Here is an 18,391-nt window from a genome sequence, read left to right as displayed (position 1 = left end):
TTTTTTTTTTTTTTTTAGAATGGGGAAGCTTTTGCGCTGTTAAAAATGGCAAAAACATCAATATTGGAGAAATCCATTATTTGTCGTCATTTTTTTATTGAACATTTAAAAAAGGAAAATAAATGAAAAAATTAATATTGGCAACAGCATTAGTTGCGGCATTCTCAAGCCAAGTCATGGCAGAATCTACATCTACTGTAGGTGGTACTACTGCAGGAAAAGCAACTGATGGTTCTACACCAGGTGCAAATAGCGGTATTGTTCGTTTCCAAGGTAAAGTGGTCGATCAAACCTGTACTATTGATGGCAATAGCCAAGATCAAATTGTGGTATTAGATACAGTTTCAAAAAATCGTTTTACTGCTGCGAATCAGACAGCAATGCCAACACCATTTGAGATTAAATTAAGTGGTTGCTCCGTACCGCCAAACGCAACCCAAGCAAAAAAAGTAAAAGCGCGCTTTGCTTCTGCTGCGAATGTAGATACAGCTCATAACTACACTTTAAGAAATACTAAAACTGGAGGAGCTACAGCTACTAACGTTAATATTCAACTATTTAACGAAGATGGCACTACAGCTATTTATCCTATGCGACGCAAAACAATTCTTGCAACAGCGACTACCCCAATTACACATACCGCAGGTGATGATGCAGCCTTTAAAAATATTACTGAACAAAATCAAACTCTCAAGTATATAGCAAAATATTACTCCACCGACGCAAATGTTGGCGTAGGTGAAGTTGAATCTGCGGTTGATTTTGAATTAACTTATGAATAATTCTTTTGGCTAATATTATTAGCTTTTATTTCACCGCATTGTTAAGACAATTTTAGCAATGCGGTTTTAATTATTTGGTGGTATCACCTTATTTATGAATAAAGTTGAGAAAAAATGATGTTTAAGAAAATTGTATTCGGATTAACCGCACTTTTTACCTTTTCTGCCCAAGCGAACGTCGTCATTATCGGCACCAGAGTAATTTACCCTCAAGATCAAAAAAATATTATCGTGAAATTAGAAAATAACGGTAAAAATGCCGCATTAGTGCAGGCTTGGTTAGATACGGGCGATCAAAATGCCGATCCTAAAAATATTAAAACGCCTTTTATCATTACTCCGCCAGTAAGCCGTGTTGAGGCAAAATCTGGTCAGAGTTTACGTATTACTTATACAGGCAGCCAATCTTTGCCACAAGATCGAGAAAGCCTCTATTATTTTAATTTACTTGATATTCCGCCTAAACCAAGTGCGGAGCGTTTAGCTGAAAGTCCAAACTTTTTACAATTGGCTATTCGTTCTCGTTTAAAATTCTTTTACCGCCCAAGCAATCTCCCTATAACAGTAACAGATGCCTATCAAGCGGTAAAATGGATTGCGACGCCAGATGGCATTAAAGTTAGCAATCAAACGCCTTATTATATGAGTTATGTTTCAGCTCAAATCAATAAAACTCCAGTTAAAGACGCTCGTATGGTTGCGCCTTTTAGTGAGGAAGTTTTCCATGTTTCAGGCGCCCGTGCTGGCAGCAAGGTGACTTGGAATCTCATTAATGACTTTGGTGGCGACACAATTGGTGAATCTATTTTGCAATAATGGGGAATGTTTATGCGTATTCAAAAAACATTATCCCATTTTAACCGCTCTTCTCTTGCTATTTTATGTGCTTTAGGGCTTTACGGTAACCACGCTTATAGCGATGAATTTGATGCCTCCCTCTGGGGCGGTGGCTCTGTTTTAGGCGTAGATTTTGCCCGTTTTAATCAGGCAAATGCGGTATTACCAGGAGAGTATCGAGCAGATATTTGGGTAAATAATCAATTAAAAGGTCACGAAACGTTACGTTTTGTTGATAATTCAGAAGGTCGAGCTGAACTTTGTTTAACGCCAGAACTACAAGATGTATTAGATCTAAAATCTGCTGCGATTATCAAACAAGGAAGTAATGAAGATTGCGTATTTGTTAAAGATGCAATACCAGAGAGCACCTTTGTTTATAAAACTGGCGAACTAAAATTAGATTTTGAAATACCGCAAGCTTTAACTGTTCAACGACCTCGTGGATACATTTCGCCAAAACGTTGGCAAAGTGGAACGACGGCGGCATTTTTAAATTATGATTTAAATTACTACCGCTATCAAACGGAAAGCTCTATAAGTGACAGCCTTTATGGCAATGTGAGAGCGGGCTTGAATATCGGTTCTTTAGCGTTCCGCCACACTGGTTTTTATAACCAAGTTAATAGCCGAAGCAAAGAAAATTCTTTCCGTTATACCTATTCTAAATATCAGCCAAGTGAGACCTATGTTCAGCGCGATTTTGAACTATTGCGCGGAAATGTCACCTTAGGTGATTTTTATACTAGCTCACAGGTTGGGGAAAGTTTTGGTATGCGTGGAGTACGCATTGCTTCTGATGATCGTATGCTAAGTCCTTCACAACGTGGATTTGCGCCTGTTGTACGAGGTGTGGCAAATAGTAATGCAAATGTCACGATTAAGCAAAATGGCAACATTATTTATCAACTTTCTGTGCCTGCAGGGCCTTTTGTTATTTCTGATTTATACCCAAGTGGATATAACGGTGATCTTCTAGTAGAGATCCAAGAAAGTGATGGTTCTGTCCGCACTTTTACGGTGCCATTTTCTAATGTCGCTCCTTTGATCCGGGTTGGGCAATATCGCTATCAAATTGCATCAGGTCGTTATCGTCATTGGAATAATGAGTACGTAGATCCAATTACTCAAGCCACTCTACAATATGGTTTGTTTAATAATTTGACCTTAAATGGTGGCGTAATTTACAGTAAAAATTATCGTGCTGCTTTATTTGGTTTTGGTTTAAATACGCCGATTGGTGCTTTTTCTGCAGATTCTACTTGGTCACATGCCATTTTCCCAGAAGAAAAGGAAAATAAAAAAGGTTATAGTTTACACGGAACTTACAGTATTAATTTTAATAGCACAGGTACTAATATTACGTTGGCAGCCTATCGCTATTCATCCCGTCATTTCTATACTTTACGAGACACCTTGGCAATTAACCATCGTGATTATATTTACGATGAATTTGTTAATGTGCGCACTCAACGTCCAAAAAGCCAATATCAATTCTCTATCAATCAAACCTTAGGGGATTACGGCGATTTGTATTTGCTCGGGCAGACTTATAATTATTGGGGCGAAAGTGGAACAAATAATGAATATCAGATTGCCTATGCGAATAGTTACAAAAAATTGAACTATAACATTACGCTATCCCAAACTACTAATAGCGAAAGTAGCAAACGAGATACTGCTATTTATATCAATCTAAGTTTACCTCTTGGTGAAGGTAAACATACCGTCAGTACTTCTCATTCTCGTAATAATTCAGGATATAGCTACAATCGAGTCGGTGTTAGTGGCACGATGGGAGAGCAAAACCAATGGCATTATGGTGTAAATGTATCCAAAAATAATCATCAATATCGTGGTATTGGCGCAAATGGTGGCTATACGGGTCGTTTTGGTAGCTACCGTATGAATATTTCGCAGGAAAATAGCCATAACCGTCAAATAGGATTAGGAGCAAGCGGTTCTATTGTTGCTCATAAATATGGCGTGACATTAGGGCAACAAGTGGGAGATAGCTTTGCTATTGTACGAGCCAAAGATGCATCTGGTGCATTAATTCAAGGTAATAACCAACGTATTGATTATTTTGGTAATGGTATTATTCCTTACACTATGCCTTATTCAATCAACTATGTTCGCATTGATCCAAAAGATATTTCTGGAAATATTGAATTTAATGCTACTGAACAACAAATCATTCCACGTGCTAATGCGATTAATTTAGTAGAGTTTAGCACTCATAAAAATGTGATGGTGTTGTTTAATTTAACTCAATCCAACGGTGAAAATGTGCCAATGGCAGCGACTGCACAAGATGATAAAGGCAATTTTGTGGGGTATGTGGTGCAAGGCGGTATGTTATTTGCTGGTCAATTACAACAAGAAAAAGGAAGACTTACAGTCAATTGGGGACCAAATCATAATGAGCAATGCTATTTTGATTACCAAGTTAATTTAGAAAATCTTGATAGCTTAGAAGCCCAAACATATGACGCAAGGTGTTTACCCATAGAAAAATAAAGGAATTTATCATGAAACAAAGAATCAGCTCTTATTTAGTGCTGTTTACCCTGTTACTGGCAAGTACTACTTGCAGTCATGCTTCTTCTACAGGAACGATTTCTTTTACAGGATTGGTAAAAGATGATGGCACCTGTAAAGTAGAAATTGGTAGCGACGATCAATTAGTGGTACTTCCCACTGTGGCGACTAACCGTTTAGCTGTTGCAGGGCAAACTGCAGGTAAAACTAAATTTACTATCAAACTTAAAGAATGTAATGCTGAAGATAATGGCAGAGCAAAGATTAAGTTTAAGAATGCAAATGCCACAAATGGATTATTAAATAATCTTACTACAACAGGGGCACAACATGTCTCGATTCAATTAATTAATGCAACCAGTAATCAAATTATGCCACTTGATGGTACAACTGCCGATTCTGCAAAAACTGCAAATACAGGTATTCAGCTTGGGGGAAAAATCATTCAGCCCCAATTTGATTATTATGCCCAATATTACGCAACAGGGAGCGCTACTGCTGGCGAGGTCACTGCTCGAGCAGAATTTGAAATTAGTTACCCTTAAGATTAAATAAATAAGGAAATAAGAATGAATAAATCCGTTTATAGAATAGCCATAACTGTTTTACTGATGCTAGGGATGCGGGAAACATTTGCTAATTGCGCTCCGATAAAATCATCAGATAAAGTAACGAATCCAATATACTACGAGGTTGTAGGAAATAGAGATACAAACTTGGAATTAAAAACTCAATATTTCTCACAAGATCAAGGGGTATTCATCTCAGATTGGTTTTCCACAGATGAATCAAATACAGCTTGTTTTAATTTAAGCAATTTAACTAATGGTAGTGGTTTAGATCCCTTTGAGATTAAGATGAAATTAGTTATGCAAGCTGGTCTCATATCAACTGGAACAAATCATGATGGTTATACAATATACAAATTTGATAATAATCCTGACCTAGCTGACCTAGGCTTGATCTTTGATGTCAGAATGAGAGGTAATGGATGGACTCTTTCTACTATTCCAGTAACTAGTCAAGAGACAGTTTTTGGTAAATATAAAATTCAATTTAGCGACAGTACTGGTTCATTTGGAGCCGTCGTCAGAGCGCGTTATATACTATTAAACAAACCTGCTATTGGTCAGAGTTTCAAGATTCCAGCAATAAATAAGCCTATTTTTAAAATAGAAACAACATCTGATATCGTAATACATAAGAAACCTCCTCGTAGAAGGTATCAATTGAAAGATGAACATGGTTCATATATCAATCTCTCAACAAATGGGCTTGTAATTTCAAATCCTATTAAATCTTGCTTAATAGATGGTAGTTCAGATCAAAATATCGAGTTAGATGGTATTTATAAGAGAGATATTGACCCCACCGCAAGCGGGAGTACTGGTAGTTTAGAAGCGCGGGGCGGGAATTTTTCCCTAGATGTAAATTGTACTGGAGAAAATAATAAAGAAGGAAGTCAGCTTAAGCCCCCAAAAGTATTTGTTACTTTCACAGGATTAAATAGTACAACTAACGATGGTAATAATAATTTATTAAACATTCAAACAGGTACTGGAAAAGCGAAAGGGGTTTCCTTACGCTTAAAACGCCACGATAATAACACTCCAATTAAATTTGGTGAGAAATTTCAAATGGCTGATGCCACAGGAAGCGGTTATTCTAGAAACAATTTCGACGTATATTATGTTAATAATCAGAGTGTTCCCGTTGCAGGCGGTGAAGTAAAAGCCGCAACGACTTTTACACTATATTATCAATAAACTCACTAAAATAAGAATAACGTAGAATATCACCCCAAAATAAGAAAACAAAAGGCTAACTTTTAAAAGTTAGCCTTTTCATTGGGCTTTTAAAACTTACATAATCCCTAATAAATATCAATTAAAACCGTTTTTTCTACTTTTTTAGGGTTTAATTCACCCACTTCATATAAATCAATGCTCGCATCTTTGGCTATGTCAATCACGGTTTGAACGCTATTAGGCTCAACTGCCACTAATAAGCCGCCTGATGTTTGAGGATCACACAAAATCGCTTTTTGTTCTTCCGTTAATACACCCACTTTATGCCCATAACTTTCAAAATTACGCCCTGTTCCACCGGGTACGCAACCTTGAGCAATATAATCTTTGACACCGTCCAAGGTTTTAATTTTGTCCGCAAAAACTACCGCACTTAGATTTGAACCTTCACAGATTTCAATTAAATGACCTAGTAAACCAAATCCTGTGACATCCGTCATTGCGGTGACGCCATCCACTTGGGAAAATTGGCTGCCAATGGAATTCATTTGGCACATGGCGGCAGTAGCTAAACCTTGATGTTCTGGTTTTAGTTTTCCTTTTTTCTCCGCCGTCGTCAAAATACCAATACCAAGCGGTTTTGTCATATAAAGCCTACAACCTGATTTTGCAGACGCATTACGTTTCACTTTTTTAGTGTCAATCACGCCTGTCACGGCTAAACCAAAAATAGGTTCAGGCGAATCAATGGAATGCCCCCCCGCCAAAGCAATACCCGCTTGATGGCAAGCAAAGCGACCACCATCAACAATTTTCTGTGCAACTTCTGCAGGTAATACATTAGTTGGAAAACCTAAAATGGCGATGCCCATAATCGGCTTACCGCCCATAGCAAAAATATCGCTAATGGCATTGGTCGCGGCAATTCGTCCGAAATCAAAAGGATCATCCACAATCGGCATGAAAAAGTCTGTAGTACTGATAATTGCAGTTCCATTACCAAGATCATACACCGCTGCATCGTCAGCAGTTTCATTACCGACGAGCAAATTTGGATCATAAAATTTTTCCAGTTCTGAATGTAAAATTGTCCCTAACACCTTAGGCGAAATTTTACAACCTCAACCTGCACCATGGCTGTATTGCGTCAGCCGAATTTTTTCTTCCATTTTTTATTTACCTTGTTGAATATCCGTTTTTGAGAGTATGGCTTTTAAACCCTATTCTTAATCATAAAGATCTTCGCTGTCCTTCCTTGTACGCAATAGTTGCAAAATCCAAACATATTGCTCTGGCGTTGGCGTAACAAAAGATTCTATTTCTTCGTTCATTGCTCGGGCTGATTGTTCAGGATCATCACTTAAATTCATTGCTGGATGAATTTCCATTTCATATTTGCCAGTTTCAGCGTTATAACGAGGAAACATTGGAATAACAACGGCTTTAGAAAGTTTTGCCATTTTATTTAATCCCGGCAATGTCGCTTTATAAGTTCCAAAGAAATCAACAAATACGCTTTGCTCCACACCAAAATCTTCATCTGGTAAGTAATAACCCATTTCGCCTTTACGAACATGATTTAAAAAAGGTTTAATACCATTTTGGCGAGCATGCATTTTTCCGCCGAAGCGTTGGCGTGTAATCGTCCAAAGCCAATCCACCAATGGATTACGGTGTGGATTATACATAGAAGTCATTGGCATGCCTTGAGTGTGCAAAATAATGCCCGAGGCATCAATCGCCCAGCCATGTGGCACCATAAGAATAATATTCTTGCCTTCAGCTTTTGCCTGTTCGATATGTTCAAGACCGATAAATTCACTGCGTTTTTGCAAATGTTTCTTTGAACGGATGGCAATCTCACCAATACCAAACATAACTTGTGCAACAACCGCAAACATTTTATCAATCACTTGCTCACGTTGTTGTTCAGTCCAATGAGGGAAACAATATTGCAAGTTAGTTTGTGCGCGCGTACGCTGTTTTTTTGCTTTATGCCCAATCCAAATACCTAATTTTCCCGCCAATTTATCGCGCAGACGAAAAGGCACAAATGCTAACAACAATAAAAAGAAAATACCGAGCCAAATTCCCCAATATTGAGGCTTTAAATACGACCATGAAAAGTGCGCTTCATAGCCCACTCTCGCCGTCAAACGTAAATTTTGTTGATTATCCGACATAATAAAATGTAATTAATTTTAACCGCACTTTTGCGCGCTTTCCGAATTAAAAATGAAACCAACCCTGATCGTAAACCATTTTAGTCGTCATCATAAAAGACATGATAACAACCATTGGTCGAATCAAGGTTTTACCTTTCGTCATTACCATTTTGGCACCTAAATTCGCACCTAAAATGCTTCCTGCCATCATCACGAAACCCACTTTCCAAAGAATTTGTCCGCCCAATAAGAAAAACGTAAAAGAAGCAAGATTCGAAGTAAAATTCATCACTTTTGCATGTGCTGTCGCTTTCGGGAGATTAAATCCTAGCAAAGTAACACAGGCTAAACTCATGATTGAACCAGTCCCAGGCCCAAAGAAGCCATCATAAAAACCTAAAAATGGGCTAACTAAAAGACCAAATAACAGATAACTTAATCGTTGTTTCCGATCTTCATCGCCTAATTTAGGGGTAAATAAAAAATACAAACCAATAGCTAAAATCAAAAAAGGCAGAATTTTTTTGAAAATCGCCACGTCAATTGATTGAATTAATAATGTACCTAAGGCAGAACCTAAGAAAACCCAAATCAAAATAAACCAAATATCGCGTAAATTGACCGCTCTTTTTCGCAAGAAATAAAGGCTTGCGGATAATGCACCTCCCATAGCTTGCAATTTGTTGGTGCCTAACGCCATTGCAGGTGGCATACCTGTCATGAGCAACGCTGGAATAGTGATTAATCCACCACCACCAGCAATCGCATCGATAAATGATGCAACAAAACTAACGCAAAATAAGATTACTAAAAGATCAATTCCGATATCCATATTGATTTACCTTAATGCTATTCTAACCATTCACTCCGATTCGGTGAGTTCAAAATTTGTTGGCACAAAAACGGCTCTGGTGGTGTAACTTTAGGTTTACTCACTGAAGTGCTTGGTTTTGGCGGTTCAAACCAAGAATATAATTCGTCTCCACAACCATCACCAGCAGGAACGGGTGCTTGATTTTCACAATAAGGCGCATCTGCTGGGCAAGTTAAACGAACATGAAAGTGAGAGTCGTGTCCATACCAAGGGCGAACTTTGTGTAGCCAACCGCGATCATTGCCAGCGGTTTGACATAATTTTACCTTAATCGCAGGATTAACAAAAATACGTGTCACACTTGGATCTTGCGCAGCTAATTTGATTAACATCGCATGATTGCTATTCCACACGCGCTCATCTACTCGTTGTGCCTTTCTATCCACAACTAACAAACCTTTACCATCAGAATTCAGTGCATCGGCGTCCGACATTTCGCCCATTCTTAGCCAAATATCCGCATCTAATCCCATCTGATGGCTAGCATGACCCGTTAAAAACCGTCCACCACCCGGCATTGCAATATCACCCACTAACATAGTTGGTAATCCTGCAGCTTTAGCACGTTGCCCCAAACGTTCAAGATACTGAATCATATTTGGGTGGCCATAATAGCGATTGCGATTCATACGAATCACTTGATAACCTTCCCCTTTCAGCGGTAGTGCTTGCGCCCCAATAATACACCCATTGGTATAACTACCAATAGGTTTTGCTTTGCCATCGTCACTTGGAATAGGGCGTTTCACTTTTTGCCAATCTAGAGGAGACGCAACTACATTCAGAGAGAAAAGTGCGGTAAAAATTATGGTTGTTTTTAATAAAATTTTATTCATTCTAAAGTTTTGCCGTAGGTAAGTATATCCTAGCTCTTGCAGTGGGTAAGTATACCCACGGTTAGAAAAATAGTTCCCCTTTGGGGAACTTTACACCTCCCCCAAAGGGGTAACATCAAACTAACCTAGGGTATACCTACCCTAGGCACAGACTCCCATCTTATACTAAGATTATTTACACTGTGCCTTAAAACGTAATAGATGATCTAATAAAACAATCGCCATCATGGCTTCTGCGATGGGTACAGCACGAATACCCACACAAGGATCGTGTCGACCTTTTGTTACAACTTCTACGGGTTCACCATTAAGATTGATTGAACGACCTGGAATTGTAATACTTGAAGTTGGTTTTAGCGCAATCGTGGCGATAATTGGTTGACCAGAACTAATTCCACCTAAAATACCGCCCGCATGATTGCTTTCAAAGCCATCGGGGGTCATTTCATCACGATGTTCTGAGCCACGTTGTTCAACCACTGAAAAACCATCGCCAATTTCGACGCCTTTTACTGCATTAATTCCCATTAATGCATGAGCTAGATCCGCATCTAAACGGTCAAATACTGGCTCACCTAATCCGACTGGAACATTTTCTGCAATAACGGTAAGTTTTGCGCCAATAGAATCCCCTTCTTTTTTAAGTTCACGGATCAATTCATCGAATTTTTCTACCGCACTTTCATCAGGACAAAAGAATGGATTACTGTTTACCTTTTCCCAATCAATTTGCCCCACTTTCTGCGGAGCAATTTTTACACTACCAATTTGACTTAAAAAACCGCGGACTTCAATACCAAAATGTTCGCGTAAATATTTTTTTGCAATCGCTCCCGCAGCAACTCGCATCGCTGTTTCACGCGCTGAGGAACGCCCACCGCCACGGTAATCACGGATGCCATACTTTTGCTGATAGGTAAAATCCGCATGACCAGGGCGAAAACGATCTTTAATCTCGCCATAATCTTGCGAACGCTGATCACCATTTTTAATGATCATCCCAATACTTGTGCCTGTCGTTTTTCCTTCAAACACACCAGATAAAATTTGAACTTCATCATCCTCACGGCGTGGCGTGGTATATCGAGATGTCCCAGGTTTACGACGATCTAAATCTGGCTGAATATCTTGCTCAGATAATTCAAGATTTGGCGGTATCCCATCAACGATACAGCCTAATGCAATACCATGTGACTCTCCAAAAGTTGTCACACGAAAAAGTTGTCCGATTGTGTTACCAGCCATAATTTCTCACTTATTTTTTTACTTCAATAAAAGGCATTTCTTCGCCAGTATCATTATTTTTGATAAAAACATCAAGTTGGTTAAATGCAATATCAATATTGTTTTCTGCAAAGAGCTCATTAATACGGCGATTAAGTGCATCAATCGTATTTGTACGTTCAGCAAGTTGAGCAACATAAACGCGCAATTCGTGATCCAAGGTGCTGGCACCAAAACTCAAGAAATAGGCTCTTGGTTCAGGATCCTTTAATACTGTTGTCTGCTCATTTGCGGCTTGTAGCAATAATTTCTTCACTAATTCAAGATTAGAACCATAAGCGACACCAACATTGATCACTAAACGCGTCATAGTGTTAGAAAGTGCCCAGTTAATTACCTGCCCTGTTACAAAAGATTTATTTGGCACAATCACTTCTTTACGATCAAAATCAATCAACGTAATTGCACGAATACGAATTTTCGCAACGGTCCCGCTCACGCCATTAATTGTAACGGTATCGCCTACTCGAATTGGGCGTTCAAATAACAAAATAATACCAGAAACAAAGTTAGCAAAAATCTCTTGCATACCAAAACCAAGGCCAACAGAAAGTGCGGCAAATAACCATTGTAATTTTGACCAAGACATACCCAAGGTTGCAAATGCCCACGCGCCACCAATAGAGATAAAAATATAAGTAAGCAACGTCGTAATGGTATAGGGCGTACCTTGTGAAAGATTCACGCGAGAGAAAATCAATACTTCTAAAATACCCGAAATGTTACGTACCAATACATAAGTAATCCCTACGATAACTAAGGCAACAAGAAGATTAAATAAAGTAATGCTTTCTGTCACTGTACCTGCTTCAGTAGTTGTTGTTTGCTGCCATAAAGTTACTTCACGCAAATAACTTGCTACCGTGACAAGATCTGACCAAACGTAATAGAAAATTCCAATCAACGCAGTCCAAATAAAGAGATCAGCAAAACGTAATAATTGACTACGCACTTCATTTAACGCTAAACCTTCTTCTTTTTCATTCAGAACAACAACATCATCGGATGTCGAACCATCATTAAAGCCTGCTTGTTTTTGACGGAGTTTTTCTTCTAAACGACGATGAGCCAAGCGACGAGATGATACAGTAATACCACGATAAATTACTTGGCGAATTAACCACCACACACACCAAGCTATATAAGAATTAATCAGATGCTGTATTAAATTCAACGCAGTGTAATAGTATCCCAATGCGACTAATAGCACTAAGCCAACAGGAATAATCTGTAAACCAAATTGAACAATTTTGACGATAATGTGGTTATGGTTTTTTTTCTCATCTTCGTAAGAACGTAGCACATTCTTGAAACGTGGTGCGATGATAATAATGCAAAACAGCAATGAAACAATCGTATTTACTTGTCCAATCACATCATTTGCTAAACCATAATCAGTTACGTTACTAAATACTGATGTATTCAGTAATAAAACAACCGCTACAACAATACGTTTAATGACACTTTGAAAACGCACCGCACTTTGTTGAGAAAATTCAAAGTGACGGACAAAAATTCCATTCGGGCGAAATAAAGAAAGCCAAAACGTGAAGAACCACCAATAGCCCGCCATACTAAACGACCAATCCCAAAACTCAGTTGGATTTTTCATAAAGAAAAAGCCAAGCATTTGACAAATGGCTAAAAACCATAAGGTTCCGGAAAGCGTTAAAAATGCAGTAAGCAATAAGGCTTGTGGAGTATTCCACTGATTATCATATTTTAATCGGTTAATTTCGCCGTTAATTTTTGACAGACGTTGTTTGATACGATCTTTAAATTTAAAAATAGCACCACCCACGACAAACAAGCCCAAGCAGTACATCAATAAGTAAGGCAAGTTACTGTAATTTGTGGGTAAACCAATTTTTTTCAAAATACCATCGACTTGCGCTATAAATGCCCTCGGCAATTCAGCAAACCAATCCAAATTTATAGGGCTATTGCTTTTAACCCAGAAACTCTGTTGATCTAGTTTTAATTGAATTTGATCACTTATCTGAGTAATTTGCTGTTGTGTGAGTTCTAAAGAAATGGCTAAATTAAGTTGATTATTCAATGACTTAATTAAGTCAGAACTCATTTTACGACGCTCAGTCAATAAATTAGTTAATTGTATTTTTTCGGTGTTAGTAAATTTTTCACCTTCATCTGATTCGACTTTAGCAATATACGCGTCTAAATCATAAAGCTCATTACGTTTTTGAGTAATATCGAAAATTTGAACACGCAAATCCGCAATTTGTTTTGATAAACCTTGAATATTTAAGTTCGTCGGTAATTTTTGTTTTTGTTGCTGGATAATACGAGAAAGCACCAACGTACCTTGTAGTGCACTAATTTGCTCCTCGATAGTATGTTGAGTTTGAGTTAGACTATCAAACACATTACGCATTCTTAAATCATCTTGCGTCAAGATGTTCGTCTTTTCAGTTTGTTGCAACAAGTATTGACTCAAGTCCGCATTACGCTCTAATTCTTTCTGAATATAAGCATTTTTCGCGCTATTTTGTTGTTGCTGAACTTGTTCTACTTGGTTTTGAGTTTGCGCCAAGTTTTTCTGATTGATCACTTCTTGGATCGCCACAATTTGTTGTTGTAGCAGTTGCAAACGAACATTCAACAAATCATAACGGCTTTGATAAAGCAATGTCAGCTGATCGCTATTTTTCAATAAATCTTGGTTATAAGCGTTTTTTAAATCAATCAACTGTAATTCTATTTGATTTTTTTGACGTAAAGTTTTTGTAAGATTGCTATCGGATAATTGTTGATTAATTTCTTGTGTGCGTTTCAAATTCTCAGTAAGACTGGTTTGTGCACGCTCAGATACAGCACTTTGCCCCGCTAATTGAATATTAGCCTTGCTTAACGCAGTTTGGGTTTCCTGCTGTTGAACATTAAGTTTGCTTAATGTAGCCTGTAAATCTGCTAAATTTTGAGCTTGATAATCGACTGATTTAGATTGTTCTGACTGCTTCTTAAACGCCAATAAATCTGCATTATTTTTCTTAATTTCACTATCAGCATGAGCTAAAACATCATGTAAATCTTCATTATTTTTTTGTTGAGTTTGAATGAGTTGCAATAAATCTAAAGAGGTTTGCAATTCATTAATAAGTGTTGTTTTTACATCACCATCAGCCATTTTTTGCGCATCAGCTAAATCTGCAGAGAGCTCTTGCTCCGTAGGTAATAATATTTTGCTTTTGTTTGCAGCAAATGTTGGATGCACCGTCGCCCAACCTATTAAAGCTGTGGCTAAAAGTGCGGTGAAAAAACGTGATGTTTTCATAAGTTACCTGTATTTTTTATTGTTCGTTTATTTGTTTTGCTAACCAATCGGCAAGCACTTTACGTGATATTTTTATTGCACCAGTAGATAAATCTACTGGCAATTCATAATAAGCTATTGGCTGTTTAAAGCGAGCCAATTTATCTTGTAAAAATTCAGTGATTTTTTCGACCGTACTTTGATTAAAGGGTTCATTCAAAGCAACAATCGCAACTGGGCGATAGCCAAATTCATGATCGGCTTTGGGTAAAACAAAAACTTGTTTCACCGTAGCATTTTTCAGCATAACTTGCTCTATTTCTTCTGGCTGAATATTTTCACCGCCTGAAATAAACATATTATCAAGTCGTCCGATAATAACCAGTTCGCCTTTTTGCAAAATGCCCTTATCTTTTGTCTGAAGCCAGCCGTCGCTATTCGTTAATGGAAAAATTTGTCGATCTTTCCAATAGCCCATCGCCAAACCAGCACCTTTTAGCCAAATTTCATCATTTACTAAGCGATACTCCCTGCCTAATAACGGTTGCCCTACGCCTTGTTTTTCATTAGATTTTTTGGCAAAAACCGTAGAAGCCATTTCCGTCATTCCGTAGCCAGAATACGTTTCGATACCATATTTCACCATTTTTTGTGTAAGTTCTGTGGGAATATGCGTACCGCCCAGTAAAATATGACGTGTAGAAAATGAAATGCTCGGATTTTTCTGTAAATAATCTAATAAACGCTGTAATTGCGTTGGCACAAGAGAAACGTGAGTCGCCTCCAATAATGAAGCGTAAAAATCCATTTTCGGAAAATGCAATTCAGCGCCACAACTCAACCAACGCCAAACAATACCTTGACCTGAAACATGATATAACGGCAAGGAAAGTAGCCAAGAATGTTCGCTATTGAACTTCATCAATTCGCATACGCCCTTCGCATTATCTAAATGCGCTTGAACATTATGCACGACAGCTTTTGGCAAACCTGTCGAGCCAGACGTGAGCGTCATTGTAGCTGGGCGAAAAAAATCAGCTTTTTGTATAGCGGAATCCGTTTTGGTTAAATCGCTCAAATCTTCATCATAAAAACAAAAATCGATTTGATAAATCTCACACAATTCTTCAATTTTTTCTTGCGGAAACGCAGGGGTAATACCTAGAATTTTTGCACCCAGTTGGATTGTAGCAAGATATAAAAATAAAATGTTCTCTGTATTTTTTCCAACAAAAGCAACCGCACTTTCTGGATTTACACCTTTATTTAGTAAGAAGGAAACGGTTTGATTCACTTTCTCGGTTACTTGCGCCCAATTAAAAATATCGCCCTGTGCAGTGCGCAAGGCGATTTTATGAGAAAACTTAGGGTGGATAGCAAAGGCTTGCCAAGGATACATCATTAATTTACCGTGAAATATGCCCGCACTTCGTCAATTAAACTTTCAGGCAAATCCATTGATTGCATTGCGCCTTCCAACATCAGCATTTTACGGCCACTGTTTGTATTAGTAATAACCCAATAAGGCGTATCTGGAATTTGTTTTGGTTTTGTATGATTGCCAGTCATTAACAATGTTGCTTCATCGCGTGCAAAATAAACTCGCGTACGACCTTGCAAAGATTCTGTGGCTTGCGCAAAACTCTCAGGATTAGTGCGATAAAGCACGCGCAGAATAGCTAAAAAACGCGTAACAGCTTTGCCTTCTTCTTGAAATTCTGTCGAGTTCAACAACGTTTGAACTTTTTCTACGATCTGATTAATTGCAGTTATCGGCTGTTTTTTCGTCGGTTTTACACTTTCTGATTTAGCAGGTTCCGTCTGTACTTCCACTTTTGATTCTGTTTTTTCGTTATTTTCAGCCGGAGCAAATGTTAAGTCATCGGCGAAAACACTCGCATGTGCCGGTAAATTAAGCAAACGGCGTAAAATATCCGAAGCACTTTCCCCAATAGAGCGGGTTTGGCTCGCAATGTATTGGTATAATTCTTCATCAACTTCAATGATCTTCATTTTTTTCTCTCTGTTTGCTAGAATTTTTTTAATTATAACGACTTCTTTACAAATTCTCACGCAAAAATTATGGCAAACTCATTGCTCAATTATCAATTTCATCAAGTAAAACAAACGATTAATTCTCCAACTTTGGTTTTTATTCACGGTTTATTCGGGGATATGAATAATCTTGGCATCATCGCCAGAGCTTTTAGCGAAAATTACAATATTTTACGCGTAGATCTGCGTAATCACGGCCATAGTTTTCATTCGGAAAAAATGACTTATCAACTTATGGCTGAAGATGTTATCGCAGTAATCCGCCACTTGAATTTACCTAAAGTGATATTAATTGGTCATTCTATGGGGGGGAAAACTGCCATGAAAATCACCGCACTTTGCCCAGAATTAGTCGAAAAATTAATTATAATTGATATGTCTCCCCTACCTTATGAAGGATTTGGGCATAAAGATGTGTTTAATGGCTTGTTCGCTGTCAAAAATGCAGCCCCTAAAACTCGTCAAGAAGCGAAACCGCTCTTAGAAAAGGAAATTGATGATCAGGATGTCGTGCAATTTATGCTGAAATCTTTTGAGCCAAATTCACCCGATTATTTTCGGTTTAATCTCACCGCACTTTTCAACAATTACGCTAACATTATGGATTGGGAAAAGGTGCATGTACTCACGCCGACGCTATTTATCAAAGGCGGAAATTCTTCTTATATAAAAATAGAGAATAGCGAAAAAATTTTAGAACAATTTCCTCATGCGACGTCTTTTACTATTAGTGGTTGTGGGCATTGGGTGCATGCTGAAAAACCTGAATTTGTTATACGTGCGATAGAGCGATTTGTAAATAAGAATTAATTAATTTAAATGAGAATACTTTTGTAGTATACTCCCACATAATTTAGGGGATATCCCCTATTTATAATCAATACGTTAAATTTTAAAAGGAAAGAAAAATGGCAGTTGTTGGTCTATTTTATGGCAGTGACACAGGCAATACCGAAAACATCGCGAAAATGATCCAAAAACAATTAGGTAACGACTTAATCGATATTCGTGATATTGCAAAAAGTAGCAAAGAAGATATTGAAGCATACGATTTCTTACTTTTCGGTATTCCGACTTGGTATTACGGCGAAGCACAAGCAGACTGGGATGATTTTTTCCCAACGTTAGAAGAAATCGATTTTACAGATAAACTCGTAGGTATTTTCGGCTGTGGCGATCAAGAAGACTATGCTGATTATTTCTGCGATGCTATCGGCACCGTGCGCGACATCGTAGAACCGCGCGGCGCAATCATTGTGGGTAACTGGCCAACTGAAGGCTATACTTTTGAAGCTTCAAAAGCATTATTAGAAGATGGAACTTTCATTGGGTTGTGTATTGATGAAGATCGCCAACCTGAACTTACTGCAGAACGTGTGGAAAAATGGTGTAAACAAATTTACGATGAAATGTGTTTAACCGAGCTTGCTTAGCATTTCTCACACAATAAGAAGGGAACGTTATGTCTGAAGAAAACATTAAATTACTCAAAAAAGCTGGATTAAAAATTACCGAACCACGTTTAACGATTCTTAGCTTAATGCAAGAACACAAAAATGAACATTTCTCAGCAGAAGATGTATACAAAATCCTGCTAGAGCAAGGGAGTGAAATTGGCTTAGCGACTGTTTACAGAGTATTAAATCAATTTGACGAGGCTCATATTCTAATTCGTCACAATTTTGAAGGGAACAAATCTGTATTTGAGCTAGCACCCACTGAACACCATGATCATATTATCTGTGAAGATTGCGGAAAAGTATTTGAATTTACTGACAATATTATTGAACAACGCCAACGTGAAATTAGCGAAAAATATGGCATTAAATTAAAAGCGCATAGTTTATATCTTTACGGGAAATGTAGTGATATTAATCATTGTGATGAAAACAATTCAAATAAATAACATCTCTAAGGCGACAAAATGTCGCCTTTCTTATATTCAAATTTCATCCTAAAAAATAACCGCTCTTTTTTAAAGTGCGGTTATTTTCT

The 18,391-nt window shown here is 37.9% G+C and carries 16 protein-coding genes; 8 read left to right on the top strand and 8 right to left on the bottom strand.

The window, feature by feature from the left end; translation table 11 throughout:
* Nucleotides 1–122 precede the first annotated feature (122 nt).
* The 5 genes from ABW51_RS07195 to ABW51_RS07175 all read left to right on the top strand — a co-directional run bounded on the left by ABW51_RS07195 (nucleotide 123) and on the right by ABW51_RS07175 (nucleotide 5,926).
* Complete coding sequence (locus tag ABW51_RS07195; RefSeq protein WP_053466180.1) at nucleotides 123–782, top strand: fimbrial protein; 660 nt, start codon at nucleotides 123–125, stop codon at nucleotides 780–782.
* A 117-nt stretch (nucleotides 783–899) separates the two neighbouring features.
* Nucleotides 900–1,598 carry a fimbria/pilus periplasmic chaperone gene (locus ABW51_RS07190; protein ID WP_053466179.1) on the top strand — a complete coding sequence of 233 codons (699 nt, stop codon included), beginning with the start codon at nucleotides 900–902 and terminating at the stop codon, nucleotides 1,596–1,598.
* 12 nt (nucleotides 1,599–1,610) lie between these two features.
* Nucleotides 1,611–4,139 (top strand): fimbria/pilus outer membrane usher protein, encoded by a 2,529-nt coding sequence (locus tag ABW51_RS07185; RefSeq protein ID WP_053466178.1) that lies wholly within the window; start codon nucleotides 1,611–1,613, stop codon nucleotides 4,137–4,139.
* Between the two features lie 11 nt (nucleotides 4,140–4,150).
* Nucleotides 4,151–4,705, top strand: coding sequence for a fimbrial protein (locus ABW51_RS07180; protein WP_053466177.1), 555 nt, complete (start codon nucleotides 4,151–4,153; stop codon nucleotides 4,703–4,705).
* Nucleotides 4,706–4,729: 24 nt separating this feature from the next.
* On the top strand, nucleotides 4,730–5,926 hold the full coding sequence (locus tag ABW51_RS07175; protein WP_053466176.1) for a fimbrial protein: 1,197 nt from the start codon (nucleotides 4,730–4,732) through the stop codon (nucleotides 5,924–5,926).
* 107 nt (nucleotides 5,927–6,033) lie between these two features.
* On the opposite strand, the gene selD is transcribed toward ABW51_RS07175, so the two are convergent.
* The 8 genes from selD to seqA form a co-directional block, all read right to left on the bottom strand.
* Nucleotides 6,034–7,077, bottom strand: a complete 1,044-nt coding sequence (gene selD / locus ABW51_RS07170; protein WP_082318413.1) for a selenide, water dikinase SelD — start codon at nucleotides 7,075–7,077, stop codon at nucleotides 6,034–6,036.
* 57 nt (nucleotides 7,078–7,134) lie between these two features.
* A complete protein-coding gene (gene lpxM / locus ABW51_RS07165) occupies nucleotides 7,135–8,091 on the bottom strand; it encodes a lauroyl-Kdo(2)-lipid IV(A) myristoyltransferase (RefSeq protein WP_053466174.1) in 957 nt (318 codons plus the stop codon).
* Between the two features lie 46 nt (nucleotides 8,092–8,137).
* On the bottom strand, nucleotides 8,138–8,905 hold the full coding sequence (locus ABW51_RS07160; RefSeq protein ID WP_053466173.1) for a TSUP family transporter: 768 nt from the start codon (nucleotides 8,903–8,905) through the stop codon (nucleotides 8,138–8,140).
* A 17-nt stretch (nucleotides 8,906–8,922) separates the two neighbouring features.
* Nucleotides 8,923–9,783, bottom strand: a complete 861-nt coding sequence (gene mepA / locus ABW51_RS07155) for a penicillin-insensitive murein endopeptidase (RefSeq protein WP_053466172.1) — start codon at nucleotides 9,781–9,783, stop codon at nucleotides 8,923–8,925.
* A gap of 171 nt (nucleotides 9,784–9,954) precedes the next feature.
* Nucleotides 9,955–11,028 carry a chorismate synthase gene (aroC, locus tag ABW51_RS07150; RefSeq protein ID WP_053466171.1) on the bottom strand — a complete coding sequence of 358 codons (1,074 nt, stop codon included), beginning with the start codon at nucleotides 11,026–11,028 and terminating at the stop codon, nucleotides 9,955–9,957.
* Between the two features lie 10 nt (nucleotides 11,029–11,038).
* A complete protein-coding gene (gene mscK / locus ABW51_RS07145; RefSeq protein WP_053466170.1) occupies nucleotides 11,039–14,362 on the bottom strand; it encodes a mechanosensitive channel MscK in 3,324 nt (1,107 codons plus the stop codon).
* Between the two features lie 16 nt (nucleotides 14,363–14,378).
* On the bottom strand, nucleotides 14,379–15,740 hold the full coding sequence (gene menE, locus ABW51_RS07140) for an o-succinylbenzoate--CoA ligase (protein WP_053466182.1): 1,362 nt from the start codon (nucleotides 15,738–15,740) through the stop codon (nucleotides 14,379–14,381).
* 2 nt (nucleotides 15,741–15,742) lie between these two features.
* Complete coding sequence (seqA, locus tag ABW51_RS07135; RefSeq protein ID WP_005635399.1) at nucleotides 15,743–16,354, bottom strand: replication initiation negative regulator SeqA; 612 nt, start codon at nucleotides 16,352–16,354, stop codon at nucleotides 15,743–15,745.
* 69 nt (nucleotides 16,355–16,423) lie between these two features.
* On the opposite strand from seqA, the gene ABW51_RS07130 reads away from it, so the two are divergent.
* The 3 genes from ABW51_RS07130 to fur all read left to right on the top strand — a co-directional run bounded on the left by ABW51_RS07130 (nucleotide 16,424) and on the right by fur (nucleotide 18,302).
* The gene (locus ABW51_RS07130; protein WP_053466169.1) at nucleotides 16,424–17,206 is read left to right on the top strand and encodes an alpha/beta fold hydrolase; all 783 of its coding nucleotides are present in this window, start codon (nucleotides 16,424–16,426) and stop codon (nucleotides 17,204–17,206) included.
* A gap of 98 nt (nucleotides 17,207–17,304) precedes the next feature.
* Nucleotides 17,305–17,829 (top strand): flavodoxin FldA, encoded by a 525-nt coding sequence (gene fldA / locus ABW51_RS07125; protein ID WP_053466168.1) that lies wholly within the window; start codon nucleotides 17,305–17,307, stop codon nucleotides 17,827–17,829.
* A 29-nt stretch (nucleotides 17,830–17,858) separates the two neighbouring features.
* On the top strand, nucleotides 17,859–18,302 hold the full coding sequence (fur, locus tag ABW51_RS07120) for a ferric iron uptake transcriptional regulator (RefSeq protein ID WP_053466167.1): 444 nt from the start codon (nucleotides 17,859–17,861) through the stop codon (nucleotides 18,300–18,302).
* Nucleotides 18,303–18,391 lie beyond the last annotated feature (89 nt).

Origin of the sequence: Haemophilus sp. C1, assembly GCF_001276515.1 — a bacterium.
Taxonomy (GTDB): Bacteria; Pseudomonadota; Gammaproteobacteria; order Enterobacterales; family Pasteurellaceae; genus Haemophilus.
The sequence above is the reverse complement of the archived record's forward strand: the minus strand, read 5'-3'. Positions and strand labels throughout refer to the sequence as shown.

Bases quoted from the DNA above. Each gene is read 5' to 3' on its own strand.
- ABW51_RS07195 (WP_053466180.1), top strand. From the start codon at position 123: ATGAAAAAATTAATATTGGCAACAGCATTAGTTGCGGCATTCTCAAGC.
- ABW51_RS07190 (WP_053466179.1), top strand. From the start codon at position 900: ATGTTTAAGAAAATTGTATTCGGATTAACCGCACTTTTTACCTTTTCT.
- ABW51_RS07185 (WP_053466178.1), top strand. From the start codon at position 1,611: ATGCGTATTCAAAAAACATTATCCCATTTTAACCGCTCTTCTCTTGCT.
- ABW51_RS07180 (WP_053466177.1), top strand. From the start codon at position 4,151: ATGAAACAAAGAATCAGCTCTTATTTAGTGCTGTTTACCCTGTTACTG.
- ABW51_RS07175 (WP_053466176.1), top strand. From the start codon at position 4,730: ATGAATAAATCCGTTTATAGAATAGCCATAACTGTTTTACTGATGCTA.
- lpxM (WP_053466174.1), bottom strand. From the start codon at position 8,091: ATGTCGGATAATCAACAAAATTTACGTTTGACGGCGAGAGTGGGCTAT.
- ABW51_RS07160 (WP_053466173.1), bottom strand. From the start codon at position 8,905: ATGGATATCGGAATTGATCTTTTAGTAATCTTATTTTGCGTTAGTTTT.
- mepA (WP_053466172.1), bottom strand. From the start codon at position 9,783: ATGAATAAAATTTTATTAAAAACAACCATAATTTTTACCGCACTTTTC.
- aroC (WP_053466171.1), bottom strand. From the start codon at position 11,028: ATGGCTGGTAACACAATCGGACAACTTTTTCGTGTGACAACTTTTGGA.
- mscK (WP_053466170.1), bottom strand. From the start codon at position 14,362: ATGAAAACATCACGTTTTTTCACCGCACTTTTAGCCACAGCTTTAATA.
- menE (WP_053466182.1), bottom strand. From the start codon at position 15,740: ATGTATCCTTGGCAAGCCTTTGCTATCCACCCTAAGTTTTCTCATAAA.
- seqA (WP_005635399.1), bottom strand. From the start codon at position 16,354: ATGAAGATCATTGAAGTTGATGAAGAATTATACCAATACATTGCGAGC.
- ABW51_RS07130 (WP_053466169.1), top strand. From the start codon at position 16,424: ATGGCAAACTCATTGCTCAATTATCAATTTCATCAAGTAAAACAAACG.
- fldA (WP_053466168.1), top strand. From the start codon at position 17,305: ATGGCAGTTGTTGGTCTATTTTATGGCAGTGACACAGGCAATACCGAA.
- fur (WP_053466167.1), top strand. From the start codon at position 17,859: ATGTCTGAAGAAAACATTAAATTACTCAAAAAAGCTGGATTAAAAATT.